General features: G+C 65.8%; 16 protein-coding genes and 3 pseudogenes. 14 read left to right on the forward strand and 5 right to left on the reverse strand.

All coding sequences use genetic code 11. From position 1 onward, the window contains the following. Positions 1–114: pseudogene (locus JMJ55_RS26095) on the forward strand (IS5/IS1182 family transposase); the annotation flags it as partial. 269 nt (positions 115–383) lie between these two features. Here the strand turns inward: JMJ55_RS26095 and JMJ55_RS26100 are convergent. Further along, complete coding sequence (locus JMJ55_RS26100) at positions 384–1418, reverse strand: IS110 family RNA-guided transposase (RefSeq protein WP_202828551.1); 1035 nt, start codon at positions 1416–1418, stop codon at positions 384–386. 148 nt (positions 1419–1566) lie between these two features. Here JMJ55_RS26100 and JMJ55_RS26105 point away from each other — a divergent pair, with 148 nt between their 5' ends. The 5 genes from JMJ55_RS26105 (at position 1567) to JMJ55_RS26125 (ending at position 6422) form a co-directional block, all read left to right on the forward strand. Continuing rightward, positions 1567–2394 (forward strand): IS5 family transposase, encoded by an 828-nt coding sequence (locus JMJ55_RS26105; protein ID WP_202828552.1) that lies wholly within the window; start codon positions 1567–1569, stop codon positions 2392–2394. Between the two features lie 392 nt (positions 2395–2786). Next, the gene (locus tag JMJ55_RS26110) at positions 2787–3698 is read left to right on the forward strand and encodes a LysR family transcriptional regulator (protein ID WP_202828553.1); all 912 of its coding nucleotides are present in this window, start codon (positions 2787–2789) and stop codon (positions 3696–3698) included. 120 nt (positions 3699–3818) lie between these two features. Next, positions 3819–4664, forward strand: a complete 846-nt coding sequence (locus JMJ55_RS26115) for a phytanoyl-CoA dioxygenase family protein (protein WP_202828554.1) — start codon at positions 3819–3821, stop codon at positions 4662–4664. Next, positions 4661–5419 carry an SDR family NAD(P)-dependent oxidoreductase gene (locus JMJ55_RS26120; protein WP_202828555.1) on the forward strand — a complete coding sequence of 253 codons (759 nt, stop codon included), beginning with the start codon at positions 4661–4663 and terminating at the stop codon, positions 5417–5419. Before JMJ55_RS26115 ends, JMJ55_RS26120 begins: the two co-directional genes overlap by 4 nt. A 49-nt stretch (positions 5420–5468) precedes the next feature. Next, positions 5469–6422: a Bug family tripartite tricarboxylate transporter substrate binding protein gene (locus JMJ55_RS26125; RefSeq protein ID WP_202828556.1), complete on the forward strand. Its 954-nt coding sequence runs from the start codon at positions 5469–5471 to the stop codon at positions 6420–6422. A gap of 114 nt (positions 6423–6536) precedes the next feature. On the opposite strand, the gene JMJ55_RS26130 is transcribed toward JMJ55_RS26125, so the two are convergent. The 4 genes from JMJ55_RS26130 to JMJ55_RS26145 all read right to left on the reverse strand — a co-directional run bounded on the left by JMJ55_RS26130 (position 6537) and on the right by JMJ55_RS26145 (position 11326). Beyond that, positions 6537–7490 carry an IS5 family transposase gene (locus JMJ55_RS26130; protein ID WP_202828557.1) on the reverse strand — a complete coding sequence of 318 codons (954 nt, stop codon included), beginning with the start codon at positions 7488–7490 and terminating at the stop codon, positions 6537–6539. Between the two features lie 79 nt (positions 7491–7569). Next, a complete protein-coding gene (locus tag JMJ55_RS26135) occupies positions 7570–8541 on the reverse strand; it encodes a tripartite tricarboxylate transporter substrate binding protein (RefSeq protein ID WP_202828558.1) in 972 nt (323 codons plus the stop codon). Positions 8542–8557: 16 nt separating this feature from the next. Beyond that, the gene (locus tag JMJ55_RS26140) at positions 8558–9934 is read right to left on the reverse strand and encodes an MmgE/PrpD family protein (protein WP_202828559.1); all 1377 of its coding nucleotides are present in this window, start codon (positions 9932–9934) and stop codon (positions 8558–8560) included. A 3-nt stretch (positions 9935–9937) separates the two neighbouring features. After that, positions 9938–11326, reverse strand: coding sequence for an MmgE/PrpD family protein (locus JMJ55_RS26145; RefSeq protein ID WP_202828560.1), 1389 nt, complete (start codon positions 11324–11326; stop codon positions 9938–9940). 174 nt (positions 11327–11500) lie between these two features. On the opposite strand from JMJ55_RS26145, the gene JMJ55_RS26150 reads away from it, so the two are divergent. The 8 genes and pseudogenes from JMJ55_RS26150 to JMJ55_RS26175 all read left to right on the forward strand — a co-directional run bounded on the left by JMJ55_RS26150 (position 11501) and on the right by JMJ55_RS26175 (position 17621). Beyond that, positions 11501–12397, forward strand: coding sequence for a LysR family transcriptional regulator (locus JMJ55_RS26150; RefSeq protein WP_202828561.1), 897 nt, complete (start codon positions 11501–11503; stop codon positions 12395–12397). A gap of 298 nt (positions 12398–12695) precedes the next feature. Continuing rightward, entirely contained in the window at positions 12696–12935 is a 240-nt protein-coding gene (locus JMJ55_RS26155; protein ID WP_202828562.1) for a tetratricopeptide repeat protein, read from the forward strand. Between the two features lie 171 nt (positions 12936–13106). Continuing rightward, positions 13107–13337: pseudogene (locus JMJ55_RS32170) on the forward strand (transposase); the annotation flags it as partial. Positions 13338–13928: 591 nt separating this feature from the next. Next, complete coding sequence (locus JMJ55_RS31260; RefSeq protein ID WP_236034076.1) at positions 13929–14633, forward strand: hypothetical protein; 705 nt, start codon at positions 13929–13931, stop codon at positions 14631–14633. Between the two features lie 107 nt (positions 14634–14740). Next, entirely contained in the window at positions 14741–14950 is a 210-nt protein-coding gene (locus JMJ55_RS32175; protein WP_202828564.1) for a helix-turn-helix domain-containing protein, read from the forward strand. A 542-nt stretch (positions 14951–15492) separates the two neighbouring features. After that, positions 15493–15771: pseudogene (locus tag JMJ55_RS32355) on the forward strand (DUF7146 domain-containing protein); the annotation flags it as partial. 6 nt (positions 15772–15777) lie between these two features. Next, positions 15778–16233, forward strand: a complete 456-nt coding sequence (locus tag JMJ55_RS26170; RefSeq protein ID WP_202828565.1) for a toprim domain-containing protein — start codon at positions 15778–15780, stop codon at positions 16231–16233. After that, a complete protein-coding gene (locus JMJ55_RS26175) occupies positions 16233–17621 on the forward strand; it encodes a phage/plasmid primase, P4 family (protein WP_202828566.1) in 1389 nt (462 codons plus the stop codon). The genes JMJ55_RS26170 and JMJ55_RS26175 overlap by 1 nt, the downstream gene beginning before the upstream one ends. The last annotated feature ends 193 nt before the right edge of the window (positions 17622–17814 follow it).

A 17814-nucleotide genomic window follows, 5' to 3' on the forward strand; every position in this document is an offset into this window, starting at 1 on the left:
GGGCGGTGCCGCCGCCTCGCACGCGACCACGAAGCCACACCCGGTTCTGCCGTCGCCTTCTTCGTCCTCGCCGCCGCCACCGTCTTACTCAGGCGCTTGGCGAAGCCGTTATGAAGCGGGCTCTTACTGACTGTTCTCTAATCGGGGTTTCCAGGTCAAGCGCCGGAGTGGAGGCTGACCGCTGCCGGGGTCATGGTTCTCTCCGGGGTCGGTGTGATCCGCCCCATGATGGGGGTCAGGGGTGGGACGCCGCGATGTTTGAAGCGGCTTGGTCCAGCAGGCTATGCCGGACCAGCCAACGGGCTGTGCGCGGTCGCCTCCACCCACCGTCCCGGCAGAGACAGCCTCTCCGCCGGAGCGGAGCCTGGATGGTGGAGCGCGGGTCAGGCCATCTTGGCCTCCTCGCGGGTCCACCAGAACTCGGTGCCATCTGTCCAGATGCAGCGGAGAATGACGGCGATCTTGCGTGCGACCGCGACCCGCGCCTTTTTGGCCCCGATCCGCCCCACCAGGCGGGTGCCCCATGCCTTGAGCGGCGAGAACCGCCGCACTTTCGTCAGCAGCACGTTGGCTGCTTCATACAGGCAGGTGCGGGTAAAGGCATCACCGCACTTCGAGATGCGCCCGTGTCGGTCGGTCTCGCCGGATTGGTAGCGGGTCGGGGTCAGCCCGAGATAAGGGCCGACGTCGCGCGCATGCTTGAACCGCTCCGGGTCATCGATGGTGGAGAGGAAGGCCAGGGCGGTGATCGGCCCGACGCCCGGCACGGTCATGAACCGCTTGAGGACGGGTTCGCTGCGCACGAGGCGGCGGATGTCGCGGTCTAGCGCGGCAATCTGCTCAACCACATGGCGCCGCACCTCGGCGAGCTTCGCCACCAAGCCGCTGATGGTCGGGTTGCCTTCTGCCAGAGCCTCAGCTCGGCGGATCAGGGCATCCGTATTCCCAGGCCCGAGGATCAGGCCAAAGGTCTTCAGCAAGCCGCGGATCTGCCCATCCAGGTCCACGCGGATCTCTACCAGACGGTGCCGGGCCGCGAGCAGCGCCAGGCGTTCGTGCGCGGTAAAGCTCTTGGCGGTAACGGCGCGATACCACCCCATGCGGAGCATCTCGGCCAAGCCGCGGGCATCGCTGCGGTCCGACTTGGTCGGCCGCATGGAGAGCGCGGCGTTGGCGTGTCGTGCGTCCATCAGCACCACAGGCAGATCCGCCGCCTTGAGCGTGTGATACAGCCATGGGGAGGTGGCGCCGGTCTCCAAACCCACCCGCGCCAACTGCGGCGCCTTGCCGCGGATGAGGCTGATAAGGGCAGCGGGCTCCGCCGCCACCTTGCCTTCGTAGGTTACGGCGCCCTTGCCGTCGATCACGCAGACGCTGATCTCCTTCAGCGAAACGTCGAGCGCGACATACTGCTCCATAGCGGCTTCTCCCGAGACCGGTGTCCCGGAGTTGATCCTAGTCCCCCGGGGCTCGGGGAGGCTGCCCGCCCCGATTACCCCATGTCTGGAAAGGCGGATCCTGAGTTAACGCGTTGGGAGTTCCTCAGCTTTCCAAGCCGAGGCAGCGATGCGTGAAACCAGATCCCGCCGCTATCCGACCGACCTATCCGACGCCGAGTGGGCGGCCCTTGAGCCGCTGCTTCCACCACCAGCGACGACCGGACGGCCGCTCAAGTGGCCCCGGCGCCTGATGGCCGAGGCGATCTTCTACCTCGTCCGCTCCGGCTGCGCCTGGCGCATGCTGCCCACCTCGTTCCCGCCCTGGCAGACGGTGTTCGCGCATTTTCGCCGCTGGCGCCTGGACGGCACCCTGCGGCGTGCACACGACCAGCTTCGTGCTCTCGCACGTCAAGCTGAGGGACGACAGCCCGAGCCGTCGGCTGCCATCATCGACAGCCAGACCGTGCGGGCCACCGGCGTCGGCGGCCCGGCGCGCGGCTACGATGCCGCGAAGCGGACTTTCGGCCGGAAGCGGCACATTCTCGTCGATGCAGCCGGTCTGGTCCTCCTCGCCCATGTCCACGCCGCCGACCTGCACGACCGGCTCGGAGCGCAAATCCTCGTCGGACGTGCAGGCGATGGCGAACTGCCACGTCTGGAACTGGTGTGGGCCGACGGCGCCTACGCCGGGACTTTCGCACGCTGGCTGCAGGCCGAGCGCGGCTGGCGTGTCGAGGTGCCGAAGCACCGCGACCGGCACCTGTGGCGCTACGGGCTGGAAGAGAAGCCGAAGGGCTTCCAGGTCATCCTGCGTCGCTGGGTCGTGGAGAGGACCTTCGCCTGGCTGTCGCGCTCGCGCCGTCTCGCCCGTGACTACGAGCGCCTGCCGGAGACAGGCGAAACCATGATCCACGCCGCAATGTCGCGCATCATGCTCCGCCGCATCGCCGCCTGATCCGCCTTTCCAGACAGTCAGTTAGCCGGCTTCTGCGGCAGTGGGGCGGCGTCCCTTTCAGTGTCTCACCCGATAGTAGATACTGACGGCCATCCGACAGCGAGTAATGGCGCAGCTCACGCTTCAGCCGCTCGGCCAGCGGCAGGCAAGCGAGCATCCGCTTGGCGGTCGTGGCGGCATCATCGCTCGACGCAACCTCATCCAGAGGACAAATGGGGAAACGTTCGCTCGGCCGCTTTGAGTCAGACATGTTCATGGTGCCTTGCTGACCGTTTGAAAAGTCCTCGTTGCCACAAGCTCTGGGGGTAAAGCTTATAGCGGCAACGCCGACGCTTCCCCGACCTTCGCCGCGCCGCGATCACTCGGCGACAGCGTCGCTGCCAGGAACATGCATGAACATCACCTTCAAGCAGATCGAGGCCTTCTACTGGGCCGCTAAACTCGGAACCTTCTCAATTGCCGCGGAGCGGCTCCACGTCACGCAGTCCTCGCTCTCCAAGCGCATTGCCGAGCTTGAGGCCGTGCTCGGGCGCGAACTGTTCGACCGGGGCCGCAAGCGCGCGGTGCTGACGGAGCAGGGCGAGCTCCTTCTCCTGCGCGCCCGGGAGATCCTCGACCTCAAGCAGAAGCTGGCCAGCGACCTCGGGGCCGAGGGCCCATTGTCCGGCATTTGCAGCTTCGGCGTCAGCGAGCAGTCGTCCACGACCTGGTTCCCCACCTTCATGGATCGCTTGCGCGCGAGGTTTCCCGACCTGATAGCCCGCCCACGCGTCGGCCTGGGCCGCAGCCTGGAGCGTCTCGTGCTGCGGGGCGAGCTCGACTTCGCCGTGATCCCGGGCGTGTCCTCGCTCGACGGCGTAGGCTCCGAAGCCGTCGGTGCCGTGGAGTTCGAATGGATGTCTTCGCCACGGCGGATGGCCCGGCCCAAGCGCGTAACCGCCCAGACCTTCGAGCAGCATCCCGTAATCCTCTCCACCGCGGATTCCGGTGTGAACCTGCCTTTCGAGCAATGGGTGGCGGCCCACGGCCTTACCATCACGCAGTCGATCACCTGCAACAGCCTGACGGCGATTGTTGGCTTGGCGGTGGCTGGCCAGGGGATCAGCCTGCTGCCCAGGCACTACGTGCAGCCTCTGGTGGACCGGAAGCTGCTTGTCACGCTGCGCAGCGCCTTTCCGTTTCCGCCCATCACCTATAGCTTCATCTTCCGCAAGGACGATCATCGCCGGTTGCTCCGGGAGATGCATAGCTTGGTCTGTGCAGAGGTGAACTTCACCGTGCCCAATGCGCTCTGGAGTGCCTGAATCGGTCGTTTTTCGAATATTCCAGCATGAAATTAAATCGCTTTTCTTATGAACTGGGCCACGTAAACTCGGGAAGTCGACGAAGGGGTAATTCCCATGAAAGTTCTCACGGAAAGTCAGTTGCAGGGCTACCGCTGGAACGGGTTCGCATTCCCCTTCCGCGCGCTTACGGACGGCGAGGCCGCGGAGCGGCTGGCCGATCTAAAGGAGATGGAGAACCGGATTGGCACGCCGCTCACCTCGGCCGACCTTATGTGGCGCGGCGGGGCGCACTACTATGCGGGCTGGGTGAACGATCTAGTGCGGCACCCGGGTGTGCTGGACGTGGTCGAGGACGTGATCGGCCCGGATATCCTGGTCTTCTGGAGCACCTTTTTTATCAAGGAGCCGAAGAGCGCCGGCTTCACCGCCTGGCACCAGGACTCCACCTATTTCGGCTTGGCGCCCTACGAGCACGTCACCGCCTGGCTCGCACTCAGCGAAGCCTCCGAGGAAGCGGGCTGCATGGAGGTGCTCTCCTCGCGCGGACAGCCGCGCCAGATGCGCCACGACGCCGCGCGGCTGACAAACAGCCTGAACGGCGCGGGGCAGGTCATTACCGAGCCCCTGGACGACAACGGCCGCACCGTGATGAGCCTGCGTGCCGGCGAGTTCTCGCTGCACCACACGCTCTGCTGCCACACTTCCGCGCCGAACCGGGCCTCGCACCGGCGCGTCGGTCTCGGCATCAGCTACATCCCGACCCGCGTGAAGCCGATTGGCTCGCTGCGCCTACAAGCCATGCTGGTGCGCGGCGAGGACCGCTACGGGCATTTCGACCTGTTGCCGGGCGCGGCGGAGCCCTTCGATCCCGCCGGCTTGGACACCCATGAGCGCGCCTACGGGCGCTTTCGCGAGAACTACCGCGAGCAGGAGGAGCGGCATCGCGCTGCCTTCGGCACGGCAGGCCCGGTCCCGGCTGCGTGAGCGCGCTGGCCGGGAAGGTCGCGCTCATCACCGGCGCCTCGCGCGGTATCGGCCGCGCGACGGCCGAGGCGCTGGCCGGGCTGGGTGCGGAGGTCTTCCTTGTGGCCGAAGGCACGGAAGAGGAGCTGGAGCAAGGCGCGGCCGCCTGCCGGGCGGCCGGCCAACGCGCCGCTTGGGGCGTCTTCGACCTCGCCGATCCGGCGCGGACCGAAGCGCTCGTCGCGCAGGTGCAGGCCGAGCTCGGCCGCATCGACATCCTCGTCAACAATGCCGGGTTGCGCATCCGGCGCCCCTTCGGCGAGTTCTCCGCCGCGGATTTCGACGCGCTGATGGCCGTGAACCTGCGGGCGCCCTTCCTGCTCTCCCAGGCGGTGCTTCCGGCGATGCGTCGGCAGGGCGGCGGGCGGATCATTCACGTGGCGAGCCAGATGGGCCTTGTCGCCGCGCCGACCTCGGCGCTCTACGGCATGGCCAAGGCAGCGTTGATCCACCTGACGAAATCCATGGCAGTGGAGCTGGCGGCCGACGGCATCTCGGTCAACTGCGTGAGCCCCGGCCCCATCGAGACGGAGTTCACGCGCCACCAGATGGAGCTCCGGCCCGGCTACCGCGAGGCCCGGGAGGCCGAGGTGCCCCTGCGGCGCTGGGGTGCGCCCGGCGAGGTGGCGGAACTTATCGGCTTCCTCGCCTCCACCAGCGCCACCTTCCTGCACGGCAGCAATCTCCTGATAGACGGTGGCTACACCGCGCATTGAGCAACGCCAGCACGCCACGGCATTCCTTCCATCCCCGGGGGTACCGGTTATGTCCTTCCTGTCGTTGCATGGTCTGGCCTCAGCCTTTCTCCTCCTGGCATCGGGCTCCGCCTGGTCGGCGTATCCCGATCATGCGATCCGGGTCGTTGTGCCCTGGCCCGCGGGTGGCTCCTCCGACCTGATCGGCCGGGTCTTCGCCGAGGGGCTGTCGAAGCAGCTGGGCGTCGGCGTCGTGGTCGAGAACCGGCCCGGCGCCAACGGCGTTATCGGCATGAGCGTTGTGCAGCGCGCCGCGCCGGACGGCTACACGCTGGTGGGCACGGTCTCCGAACCGCTGACGATCAATCCCGCGATCATGCGGACGGTACCCTACGACGTGGCCACGCAGTTCGAGCCGCTAGGCCTCATCGCCCGCACGAGCTTCGTCATGGTCGCGAGCAGCTCCTTCCCCGCCGGCGACGTGCAGGGGACCATTGCGCTGGCAAGGCAGCGGCCGGGCGTCCTGACGGTCGGCAGCTACGGCATCGCCGACATGTTCCTGGCGTCCTTCGAATACGAGACTGGCACCCGCTTCCTGCGGGTTCCCTACCAGGGCGCGGCGCCGGCCATCACGGCGACCATAGCCTCCCAGGTCGACCTGACAATGGTGGCTTCCTCCACGGCGCAGCCGGTGACGGATTCACTCAAGTTGATCGCCGTGGGCAGCGCCCAACGCCTGCCCATGTTCCCGCAGCTGAGGACCTTCGGCGAGCAGGGCATGCCGAGTTTTCAGATCGGCAACTGGGCCGCCGTTCTGGCGCCAAGCGGCTTACCCGCGGAGGTTCGCGCTGTGTTGGTCCCAGCCATCGAGCGCGTGGTGGCATCCGAGGAATTCCGGGCTCGCTTGGCGAACGGGGGTATAGAAGCCGAGCATCTGGCGCCGGAGAGCCTTGCCCGAATGATACAGGAAGATGCGGCGCGTTGGCGCAATGTGGTACGGGGAATGAACGTACCTGTCCAATGAAAACGCCCGCACCGGGCTCACTCGCTCATCGCCTGCCACTAATCTTACTGTGTCGTAGAATGGCGCTGTTGCAGAAATCAGTATGAGGACGTGGTTCGGTCTTTGATGCGCTGATCAGGCGCGAGCGACGGTGTCGGGCATACCAAGAGCGTTGAAGGTGTTCAGGATGGCGCAGCGAATCTGCACCTCGGCGACCTGACGGGCGGGATCGCGGGCCGCAAGGCGCTCGCCGGGGCGCTTGAGGCGTGACATCGCCGTCTCGGCGAGGCTGCGCCGGTGGTAGCCGCCCCACCTTTTCCAGAGCCGTCGGCCAAGGCGCTTGATCGCGCGCAGGCTCTCATTGCGCTCGGCAGCCCCGGTGGTTCGCTCCCGCCAAGGCTTGCCGTTGCGCCGCGGGGGCACGATCAGGTCGGCCTGGCGCAGGGCTGACGCCTCGTAGACCCCGCGGGTGTCGTAGGCGCCGTCGCCGCTGATCACTCTGATCCGCTCGTCCTCCGGAACCTGAGCCAGCAGCCCTGGCACGATCTCGCCGTCCCCATGCCGATGGTCGGTCATCTCGACGGCCCTGACCTCGTGGCTGTCGGCATCAATCACCAGGTGCACCTTGCGCCAGACCCGGCGCTTGTCAGCGCCGTGCTTCCTCACCTTCCACTCGCCCTCGCCCAGCACCTTCAGCCCCGTGCTGTCGATTACCAGGTGCAGCGGCCCGCTCCGGGCGCGGTAGGGGATCGTGACCGTCAGATCCCGTTGCCGCCTCGAGAGGGTGCTGTAGTGCGGCACCTGCCAGTCGAGGCGGGCCAGCCGGATGAGGCTACCCGCCATGCCTTGGGCCGCCTGGAGCGGCAGCTGGTAGAGCACCTTCAGCGTCAGCACCGCCTGGATCGCTGCATCCGTGAAGATCCGCGGACGGCCTCGCCTGCCCGTGCCCCCTGAGGCATGCCAGGACAGGTCGGGCGAGATCCAGACGGTCAGGTCACCACGGGCGATCAGCCCTCGGTCATACTCACGCCAATTCCGCGCCCGATAGCGCGTCCTGGGGCGCTCGCCCTGTGGCGATGCCTTGCTCATAAAGGGCTACCTGCAAGATTTATGCAACAAGGCCGCGCGCAGATCGAACCACCGTTAACCCCCAGCGCCGAGCAGAAAGTCAGCCGTCGAGCTTCACATTTGCTATTCGAGCGACCTCGCGCCACTTTTCTGTCTCGCTGCGGATGAAGGTGGCGAACTCGGCCGGAGTCCTTGGATCAGGCGAGCCGCCGAGACTTTCCAGGCGCTGCGAGGAAGCCGGGTCGCGCAGGATGCGCACCACCTCTGCATTAATCTGAGTCACCAGCGGCCCGGGCGTTGCGGCTGGCGCGACCATGCCGATCCAGCCCACTGCCTCGAACTTGCCAAGCGTCTCGGCAGCGGTCGGCACATTCGGCAGTTGCGGTGCGCGGTTCCGTCCAGTGATGACGAGGGCCTTCAACCGGCCCTCCTGCACATGTGGCAGCGCGCTCGCCAAGCTATCGCTGACAAGTGGCAAGGTGCCGCCGAGGAGGTCGGCTAGCGCCGGGCCAGTGCCGCGGTAAGGGACGTGCTGCATCCGGATGCCAGCGCGATGCGCCAGGTATTCCCCCGCCAGGTGGCCCGCCGTGCCCGGCCCAGGCGAGCCGTAGCCCAGCTCGCCCGGCCGTTGCCGTGCCAGGACCTGCAGCTCGGGCAGGGTATTGGCCGGGAAGTCGGGCCGCGCCAGCAGCAGCAGCGGCATGGTGGCGAGATTGCTGATCGGCGCAAAGTCGCGCAGCACGTCGTAGGAGAGGTTCGGGATGATGGCCGGGTTCACCGCCAGCGTGCCGGAGGAGCCCACCACCAGCGTGTATCCATCCCCGGGTGCATGCGCCCCAGCGTCCATGCCCACTGCTCCGGCGCCGCCGCTACGGTTGTCCACGACTAGGCGCTGCTGCCAGGATCTCGACAGGCCGTCGGCGATGAAGCGCGCGACAATGTCGGTGGAATTCCCCGGTGGAAAGGGCACAATGACCCGTACCGGCCGGGCTGGGTATGACTGGGCGCGCGCGACCTTCGGCGCCGCCAGGATGGCGGCCAGGAGCAGCGGCCTGCGGGCAAGGCGGATCATCCTCTTTCCTCCCGTATCAGGGCCGCAGCAGGGTCAGTAGGGCGGCAGTGCTCTCTAGCCGCTCCAGGCCCAGCACGGTCTCGATGCAGCGCGCCGTGGCCGCGTCGGTGATGACGCCGGATGCGTTCGCTGTAAATTTCGCAACAATTTCTTCGGTGCTGAGCGGATTGGCCGGCGTGCCGCGCATATCCTCCAGACGGTGGTGCAGGACACGGCCGTCGGTTGTGTGGATAGTCACGTCGCCGCTCCAGCGCCGGCGATCGGTGGCATTCTCATCTACGCGGTAGCCGACTCGGGCACGCAGCGCGGCAATGCGCGGATCGGCTAGCGTCGCCTCGGTGTAGCTGCGCTTGTCCAGCTGGCCGGTGACCAGCAGCTCCGCGATGGAATGCTGCAGGCTGAAGCGCGCATGCCAGGGCGTGTGAGGATGGGCCTTCTCGGCCACCGGCTCGCAGACCAGCGGCACCATGTAGTCGGCCACCGCGCATTCCACCGTGGCGATCTCCTCGGCGCGCAGCCCATGGCGGCGCTGCAGTGTCTCGGCGGCGTCGGTGAAGGGCTGGATGTAGTGGCCGTTTGGATAGACCTTGGCGGCGATGCTCAACAGCTCCCAGCGCTTTCCCAGCGCGGCGGTGGCGGCATCCCAGCGGAAGGCGTGGCCCGGTGCCTGGACATGGGCGGGGAAGAAGCCGAAGCGCCCCTCGAACACCACGCCAGGGCCGCTGACGCCATGCCGCGCCAGCGCTAGCGCCTGCAGGGCATCCTGCGCCGCCAAGCCGGCATGGAGCGACTTGCTCTCGCTGCCATCCTCCCAGGCCGCCATCAGCGCGGCGCTCATGCTGCCGGCCAGGCCGAGCGCGTTGCCATACACCGCAACCGGCTGACGCTGCAGGCTGGCGAGCGCGGCGACCGCGCCGAAGATGCCGAACACGCCGGTGGGATGGAAGCCGTGGCGGTGGAACATGCCGGGCGCGACGCAGGCGAGCCGGCATGCCACCTCGTTGCCAAGCGCCACCGCAAGCAGCAGGTCGCGCCCGGGCCGGTGCAGCACCTCCGCCTGACCGAGCGCCGCGGCCAGTACGGGGCTGGTAGGGTGCACCCCAGTCTCGACATGGCTGTCGTCGTATTCGAGCACATGCGCCGCCGTGCCGTTGACCAGCGCCCCGAGGCCGAGCGAGGCCCGCGTTGCGCTGCCGACGAGCGTTGTGCCGCCGTCCCCGCTCTCGATGACCGCGGCGCGGACACGCGCGGCGAGCGTGGTCTCGCTGCCTGCCAGCATGGCACCGAGAATGTCCAGGGTGCGGAGCTTCGTCGCATGCCGAGCCTCCTCAGGCAGTGCCTCGAAGGTCAGGTCCGCGGCCCATGCGGCCAGGCGGTGTGCGATCGTCGCCATGGCTCAGCTCCCCGCCGCAGCGGCGAAGATGGCGGCGACCTCGCTGCCCTGCGCCAAGGCCCACACCGAGCTGTGCAGCGCCTCCGCCTTGCCTTCTGCGGCCGTTCCACGCAGGCAGGAGCGCAGCTTGACCATCAGCTGGTCATCACTCATGTGGCCGTCGCGGCCGTGGAAGTGGATGCTCTCCAGCCGCGTGCCGTCCTCAAGCTCGACCTCAATCCAGCCCTTGTACCGCTCGTCGCGCGGCGCATCGGGGTCGATGACGTAGTCGACCTTCTGCGCCAGCGCGAGCAGCGACGGGTTGGCACGGTTCTCCGCGCTATAGGCCGAGGCTTCCAGCCGGCCGAAGAACAGCGTCTCGGCCACGGTGAAGGGCAGGCTGACACGGCAGTGCCAGTCGGTGCTCGGGCGCTTCTTCTCCGCCGCCGGCTCGCAGACCACGGGCGTGATCCACTGCGCCGTGTGGCAAGTGATGCGGCGGATTCGCTCCGCCCGCGCGCCCTTCGCATGCAGTTCAAGCGCGCAATCCACGAAGGGGATACTGACATGCCCTGTCGGGTAGGGCTTGATTGCGATGTTGCGGCTCTCCCAGACCTCGCCCAGGGAAGCGGCGGCGCGCGCGTAGTTCAGCTTGTAGTCGCGGTCCTGCACATGGCTGGGGAACAGGCCGAAGCTTCCTTCCAACACCGCGGCAGGGCCGGAGAAGCCCTTAGCCGCCAGCACCGCTGCAGTGATTCCCGCCTGGGAGGCCCAGCCCGGATCGACGATCTGCGCCCAACTCCCGTCCCGCCAGCATTCGTTGCTGCCGGAGGCCAGCGTGCCGACGATTCCGGCGGCGTTGACCAAGCCAGCGGCATCGAGCCCCAGCAGTTTGCCGGCGACGAAGGCGGCGCCGAAGGCCCCGACAATGCCAGTCGGATGAAACCCGCTGCGGTGGAATTGCCCCGGTGCCACCGCGCCGATGCGGCAGATCACCTCATTGCCGAGGGCGATCGCGAGCAGCACCTCGGGCCCCGCGATGCCGTGCCATTCGGCGAGGGCGAGCGCGGTAGCGGCGGTGGTACATGTGCAGTGGATCAGCGTCTCGGTTTGCGAATCATCGAAAGCCAGGGCCGAGGCCATGCTACCATTGGCGAAGGCGGCGCTGGTCGCAAGCGTGCCGTCCGGCCGGCCGAGGATGTGGCATGGGCCGGGCGCACCGATGGCCAGCGCGGCTTCCGCTGCGACCTGGCCCTGTGGACGGGCGCTGGCGGCAAGCGCGACGCCGATGACGTTCAGTAGCCGCTGCTCGGTTGCGTGGCGGAGGTCGGCCGGCAGATCCGTAGCAACGACGTCGGTGGACCATGCCGCCAGGGATTGCGTGATGGTTCGCGCTGGCTTCAGCGTGGTCACTATGGCGTTCCTCCTCATAGAGAGATGCGCGGACGCTCGCAGGCGACCGTAACCCCCTCCTTTTGACGTCAGTCTCCAGATTTTATCGATCGCCACAAACTATTATTTCTGATCTACCTTGATCATAAAATATGATCGTCGTCCGCGAGGCGGAACACTTGGAAGGGCAGCGAGATGAACTTCCAGCAGCTGGAAACTCTGGTTTGGTTGGCGCGGCTACGGAACTTCCATGCCGTGGCAGGCAAGCTGCATACCACCCAGCCCAGCGTCTCCGCACGGCTGCAAAGGTTGGAGGAGGACCTCGGCGCACGCCTAGTCGATCGTGGCCCGCATGGTGTCGGGCTGACCGCCGCCGGTCGGGAGTGTCTGATCTATGCGGAGCGGATCCTGACTTGGCAGGGCCGAATGCGGCAATGCGTCGGCGGCGAGGAGCACTTGCGCGGCAGGGTGAGTCTTGGCGTGAGTGAGGTCGTCGCCTGCACCTGGCTTCCGGACCTGTTGCGCCGTCTGGCGGTCCGCCATCCCGAGGTGATCATCGACACCCATGTCGATCTGACGCCGCAACTTGCGCGTGGGCTCGAGGAGGGTAGCTTCGATGTCGTCCTGGCCGGCTCTTACCGGCTGGCGACAGTGCATCCCACGTGCTCGCTGGGTGACACGCGCCTCGGCTGGATGTTAGCGCCGGGTGCATTTGCCTTCGCGGAGCTGGTTACGCCGGCGGCCTTGCAGCAGATGCCGCTGATCACCTGGCCGGAGCAGTCCGCGATTTACAGCCAAATATCGGACTGGTTCGCCGCCGGTGACGCGTTTCCGGTGCCGCGGCATACCTCGAACTCGGTGGTTACCTTGGCGCGCCTCGCAACAGCCGGTCTGGGCGTCGCGCTGCTGCCGCTGCAGGTGGTTCAGCGCGAGCTGGCTGAAGGCAAGCTTGTCCTCATGCCGACATGGCCGGACTTTCCCAACGTGGAGTATCGGGCCATCTATGTGGAGCGGCAGGGAACACTTGGTGCGATCGTCGCAGAGGTCGCGGCCGAATGCAGCACCTTCACCAAGACGACGAGCGTCGTCTGAAGCCGGCATATGCGCCTTGAGATGCAAGGCGCAGCGTCGACCGGATTTGGTGCGGCCGCTTCTGCGGGCTTGGCGCTGTGGCCGGGCAGCAGAGAGCAGGGTGACGCGGTCATCCAGTCTATGCAGTTGAATGACCGCAATCCCGCGCATAATAAGTTCGGCTTGCCTGAAGCTACGCACCTGATTGTCGGTATCCATATCGACGAAAATATCCGTCTCGAACGGACAGCTCTGGAAGTACTTCAGCCCATCAGGTCATTCGGTCAGCCCGGGTCCCCTCGCGCCCGCGCGGGAGCTGTTGGCCGAAGCGCTACTAAAAGCCGGTGACGCCGCCAACGCGCTCGCGCAGCTCGAACGGGTGCAGGATACCGAGCCCAACCGCTTCCGCTCGGTCGCCGGCGCCGGCCGCGTGGCGGAGCGGGCCGGGCAGGTAGAAGCGGTGCAGGGGCACTATTCGCAGCTGTTGGAGATCGCCGCCGCCGTCGACACGCTGCGGCCGGAACTGGCGGAGGCACGCCGCTATCTCGGCCGCGGCTGAGGCCGCTGCACTTGGCGGCGATCCTGTCTCAATGTCTCGATTTGGTCCCGTTTAGAACGCATCCAGCGTCCGTCCTATGTCGGGCCCCCTTACCCGGTGCCGAGCTGAGTGAGACAGCGGAGCTTGGCGTCCCCGTGCTAACAAAAAAGCGCCTCCCGTGTTACTCAACTCATGGCAAAACACCCTATCCCTGACGCGCTCTGGCAGGAGCTAGAAGTAGTTCTTTCGCCGAAACCACCTGAGCCAAGGCGTGGGCGTCCGCGGGTATCCGACCGTGTTGCTCTAACTGCGGTGCTGTTCGTCCTTCGCACAGGTGCAGCATGGGAGGATGTGCCGGCCGAGTTGGGTTGCTGCGGGATGACCTGCTGGCGGCGGCTTCAAGCCTGGCAATTGTTGGGTGTTTGGCCGCGTATGAAGGCACTTCTCTCGCAAAAACTGCCTGGTGCTAACCGCTTCGACTGGCGCCGCGCATCAGTTGGCACCAGGGCAAAGCCGTCTTTTTCTCCTCGGTCACCCAACGAGAAACCCGGACCGGCTTTCTCTGACGAGCAGCAGGTCAGCAGCAACACAGCGGACCATTGGACCGCCTCCGCCGCTATAGGAAGTCCATCAACAGCCGATCCTAATGCCACACCGATTCCGTTGTGGGAGCCGCTTGTTCCGCCCAAGCGAAAGAATACTGCAAATGAGGATAGTGTTTTTGTTAGGAGCGCGGGCTCGAGCCGACCCAGGAGAAGACATGCGTTTCCGCCTCCAACCGCGGGTCAAGGGGCTGTTCCATATTTCGAACTAATCAACGCTGCAGATCTGTCAGAACTCGCAGCGACTGCCGGATTGCGGCTCGTTGCGCCACGCTCGACCCACGAGCGGTTTTCAAGGGATCTCAACTGGCACTTCACGCAGTTTGCGTTGTGGTCATGTAATCAGCACCGCGACAGTGCTCCGAGGCAGAAATCCGAGTGGTCCGCGGGAGTTGCCACAGAAGCACGTGCTTTGCTGAAGGGTATGGGCTGGGCAACCGATATTGAGCTGGAAGACCCAAGGCAATTCGCCGATGCCTTGTCTCATCTTGGAGCCGGTCTACACAGTCTTCAGCGCGATCCTAGTCAGCCGGCATTCAGCCGGATTTTCGACGATAGAGCTCCAGAGCTGTGGCTCAAGGCGAAACGGACCAAGTCTCATGATGACGCGGTGTCGGCGCTCTGGACGCTGCTGGCCAACAATCTCAGGTCGAGCTTGGTGGCCCTTATTTTAATCGCAGATCGCGCAACACAGGAGTGGGCGGCAGCGGTCCAACTAGGCGGACGCACTCGCGATGCCGCTCTGCACGAGCTCTTCACACGGCTGAGCCAAGTGTACCGCAGTTTGTTCGCGCAGGTTCCCACGCTGGCAAGCGTCAACCCCCCACTTGGGAATGAACGGCAGACAATCCCCGGCGGACCTTCGGTCGAGTGGCATATCGCGCTGATACGCCTTGTGGCCGACCGTGCCCAAGGCTTGCTCGCAAAATACAGTGCTACGGAAGGAGCCGAAGCTCTCGCTCCAGAGGCAGTAACCGGCTTACGCCACCTGATCGCACTAGCGAAGTGGTCGGATGGCGTACGCCAAGGGCGGCCGACCGGCAGTCGCGACGGGGTTGCGCACCACATCCGCCAGGCGAACGTCGCAAGAGCAGCAAGGGAAAGAAGCGGCCGGTAGCAGAAGAAAGCTTGGAATACGCATTTGCGCTTTCCAACTGCAACTTGAGGGCCACGTGTCGCCCGTGCACCTTCGGACCGCGTTCATCCGAGTTCGTGGGAGTTCAGATGTATTCGGCAGAACCAAAGCGTTTGGCGTATTCCGTCGATGACGCCGCCAAGCGCATCGGCTGCGGACGTACAACGGTGTTCGGCCTAATCCGCACAGGCCGGCTTGCAGCCGTGAAGTTAGGTGGTCGGACCTTGGTGACCGAAAGTGCTCTAAGTACTCTCCTCGCCAGCCTTCCCCCTGCAGAAAGCTGCAAAAAGACCGACTAAAGCACGCACCCACCAAGCGCGGCGACGCTGGTGGGCTGCGGAGGCTTCGGAACTGCAGGTTGGTACCGCAGATCATAGCCGATTCCCGGGCCCACATCTACGCCATCGCGCTCCCCTTCCCCGAGAGACCCACTTATGAAAATCGGCAGCGCTACTGTCGGCCGCGCTCGTGCGCCGACGCGCCCGTCCTTGGTCATGAACGCTTTGGCTGGAATCCACCGCGCACAGCGCAAAGGAGCCATCGCATGACGGGCCCGTCCGATATCGCCGCCGTAAACGCCCGGCTCGGCAGCCGCATGGCAGATCTGGCGCGTGAGCTCGCCGGTTCCGACCCTACAGCCGTTGCGCCCAACCAGCTGCGCTTTCGCAGGCGCTGCTCCCTTCAAATCTGGACTGGTGGACTGAAGCGGGGCCGATGGTTTGACTTTGAAGCCGGTGTAGGGGGTGGTCCGCTGTGGTTGGTACTTCACCTGCGCGCCTGCTCGTGGCGTGAAGCTTGGGACTGGGCGGTTCGCTGGCTGAGTTGGTCGCCGGGCTTACCAATGGCGCCGCCGTACGCCAGGGCCGCCACTCGGTCTCCCAGCCGGAACACGCCCCCAAAACGCGGGACCATCGATCTTGCTCAGAAGCTTTGGCGGGAGTCCCTACCCGCTGCGGGAACCCTCGCCGAGATCTACCTCGCGTCTCGCGGGCTGCGGCTGCCCGAAGATGCCCCTCTCCGCTTTCACCCGCGCGCATCGCGCAACCTCGCCTGCGGCCTGCCGGGGCCCGCGATGCTCGCGCTCATGACGCATCCTACCGAACGTTGTGGGTCGGCGGAGCCCACGATGCTTGCCCTCCCCGCAGAATACCGCGCCTTCGGCCATCCGCGGGCGGTCGGCGTGCACGTCACTTACCTGCGCCCAGACGGCCAGGGCAAGGCCGAGGGCAAGCGGCCCAAGATCATGCTCGGCGGCGCTGGTGTGGTCCGCCTGGTGCCGGATGAGGAGGTAACGATGAGCCTCGGCCTTGCCGAGGGTATCGAGACGGCGCTTTCGGTCATTCAGGGACATGATTGGCGCCCGGTGTGGGCGGCCGGTTCTGCGGGCGGGATCGGCGCCTTCCCCATTCTCTCTGGGATCGAAGCTCTGACCGTCTTCGCAGACGCCGACGACCGCGGCGTTGGCATCGCTGCAGGCCGACGCTGCGCCGCCCGTTGGCGGAAAGCCGGACACGAGGCCCAGATCGTCATTCCGCGTCTGGGTGAGGATTTCAACGACAACCTGCGCAGGAGCGTGGCGTAATGGTCGGCGCAAATTCTCCTGAAGAATCGCTGCGGGCCGCCGGCGCATCCATTGAAGAAGCTCCCGAAGCGTCGCCGGAGTATTCGGACGACGCCATCGCGCTCGCGTTCTCCGCCCACCATGCCGAGCACCTACTCTACGTGCCTGAGTGGGGGCGGTGGCTGCAATGGGATGGCGTCCGATGGGTTGCGGACACGGTCCTCGCTGTCCACGATTTGGTAAGGCGCGCTTGCCGTAAGGCGGCGGCCCGAGCGTTGGAGGCCGCTAATCCACGCGAGCGGTGGAGCATCGCTGGGCTCGCTAGTGCGCAGAAAGTCGCGGCCGTCGAGCGGCTGGTGCGCTCCGATCGGCGACATGCCCAAGCGTCAGACCAGTTCGATGCCGACCCCTGGCTGCTCAACACGCCGGGTGGCGTAGTAGACTTGCAGGACGGCCGCACCCGGCCGCACCGGCCCGCCGACCTCTTCACCAAAGTTACGGCAACGGCTCCTGTCCAGGGGTGCCCACTCTGGCTGGCGTTTATCAACGAAATTACGCAGGGCGATGCGGGCGCTGCTACCTACCTCCAGTGCTGGTGCGGCTACGCCTTGACCGGGTTGGTCCGCGAACACGCCTTTCTGTTCCTCTACGGGCCTGGCGGGAACGGCAAAAGCGTTTTGCTGAATACCTTGGCGGCGGTCATGGGAGACTACGCAACGGTAGCTGACATGGACCTGTTCACTGCCACCCATGGCCATCAGCACCCGACGGGGCTGGCAGACCTGCGCGGGGCACGACTTGTTGTCGCTCAGGAAACGGAGGCCGACAAGCCGTTGGCCGAAGCGAGGGTCAAAGCCCTAACCGGTGGCGACAGAATCAAGGCGCGCTTCATGGGCCGAGATTTCTTCGCCTTCCAACCGGCTTTCAAGCTGATAATGGCGGGCAACCACCGTCCCGTCCTCCGCAATCCCGATGATGCGATGCGCCGGCGGCTGCACCTTCTCCCCCTGACACACCGGCCGGCTCAGCCAAATCCAGATCTTCCTGATCTGCTTCGGAACGAAATGCCGGGTATACTGGCCTGGGCGATCGAAGGGTGCCTCTTGTGGCAGATGCACGGCCTCGGGATGCCGTTAGTCGCCAAGGAAGCGACTGCCGACTACTTCGCCGAGCAGGATCTTTTAGCTCGTTGGCTTGCTGAACGCTGCGAGGACCGGCCGTCAGCCACGACCCTTTCCTCTGTGCTCTACCGGGATTGGTCGCAGTGGGCGACCGAGCGTGGCGAACAGGCGGGCACCCAAAAGGCGTTTTCGGGCACCCTAGAGCGGTATCGCGCGAAAAAGCGAACGAACGAGGGCGTCGTTTTCATAGGGATCAAACTGAAGCCCTCGTTAGGAGGGGTCTTGTGAAGGGTGGTGTAGGGTTTCTCCACGGCACCTCCTACGCGCGAGCATCCGGGATGCTAAACCCTTCACCACCCTACATCGGGTCAGCGGATTGGGCGCATGGAGAACGAGGCGCCAGCCCTTGGACAAAACTTACGCGAACAAGCTTTCGGTGATTTTCAATCAAGAGTTTAATGGCACGCACGCGTGCGTGCGC

Origin of the sequence: Belnapia mucosa (assembly GCF_016775475.1) — a bacterium.
Lineage (GTDB): Bacteria > Pseudomonadota > Alphaproteobacteria > Acetobacterales > Acetobacteraceae > Belnapia > Belnapia mucosa.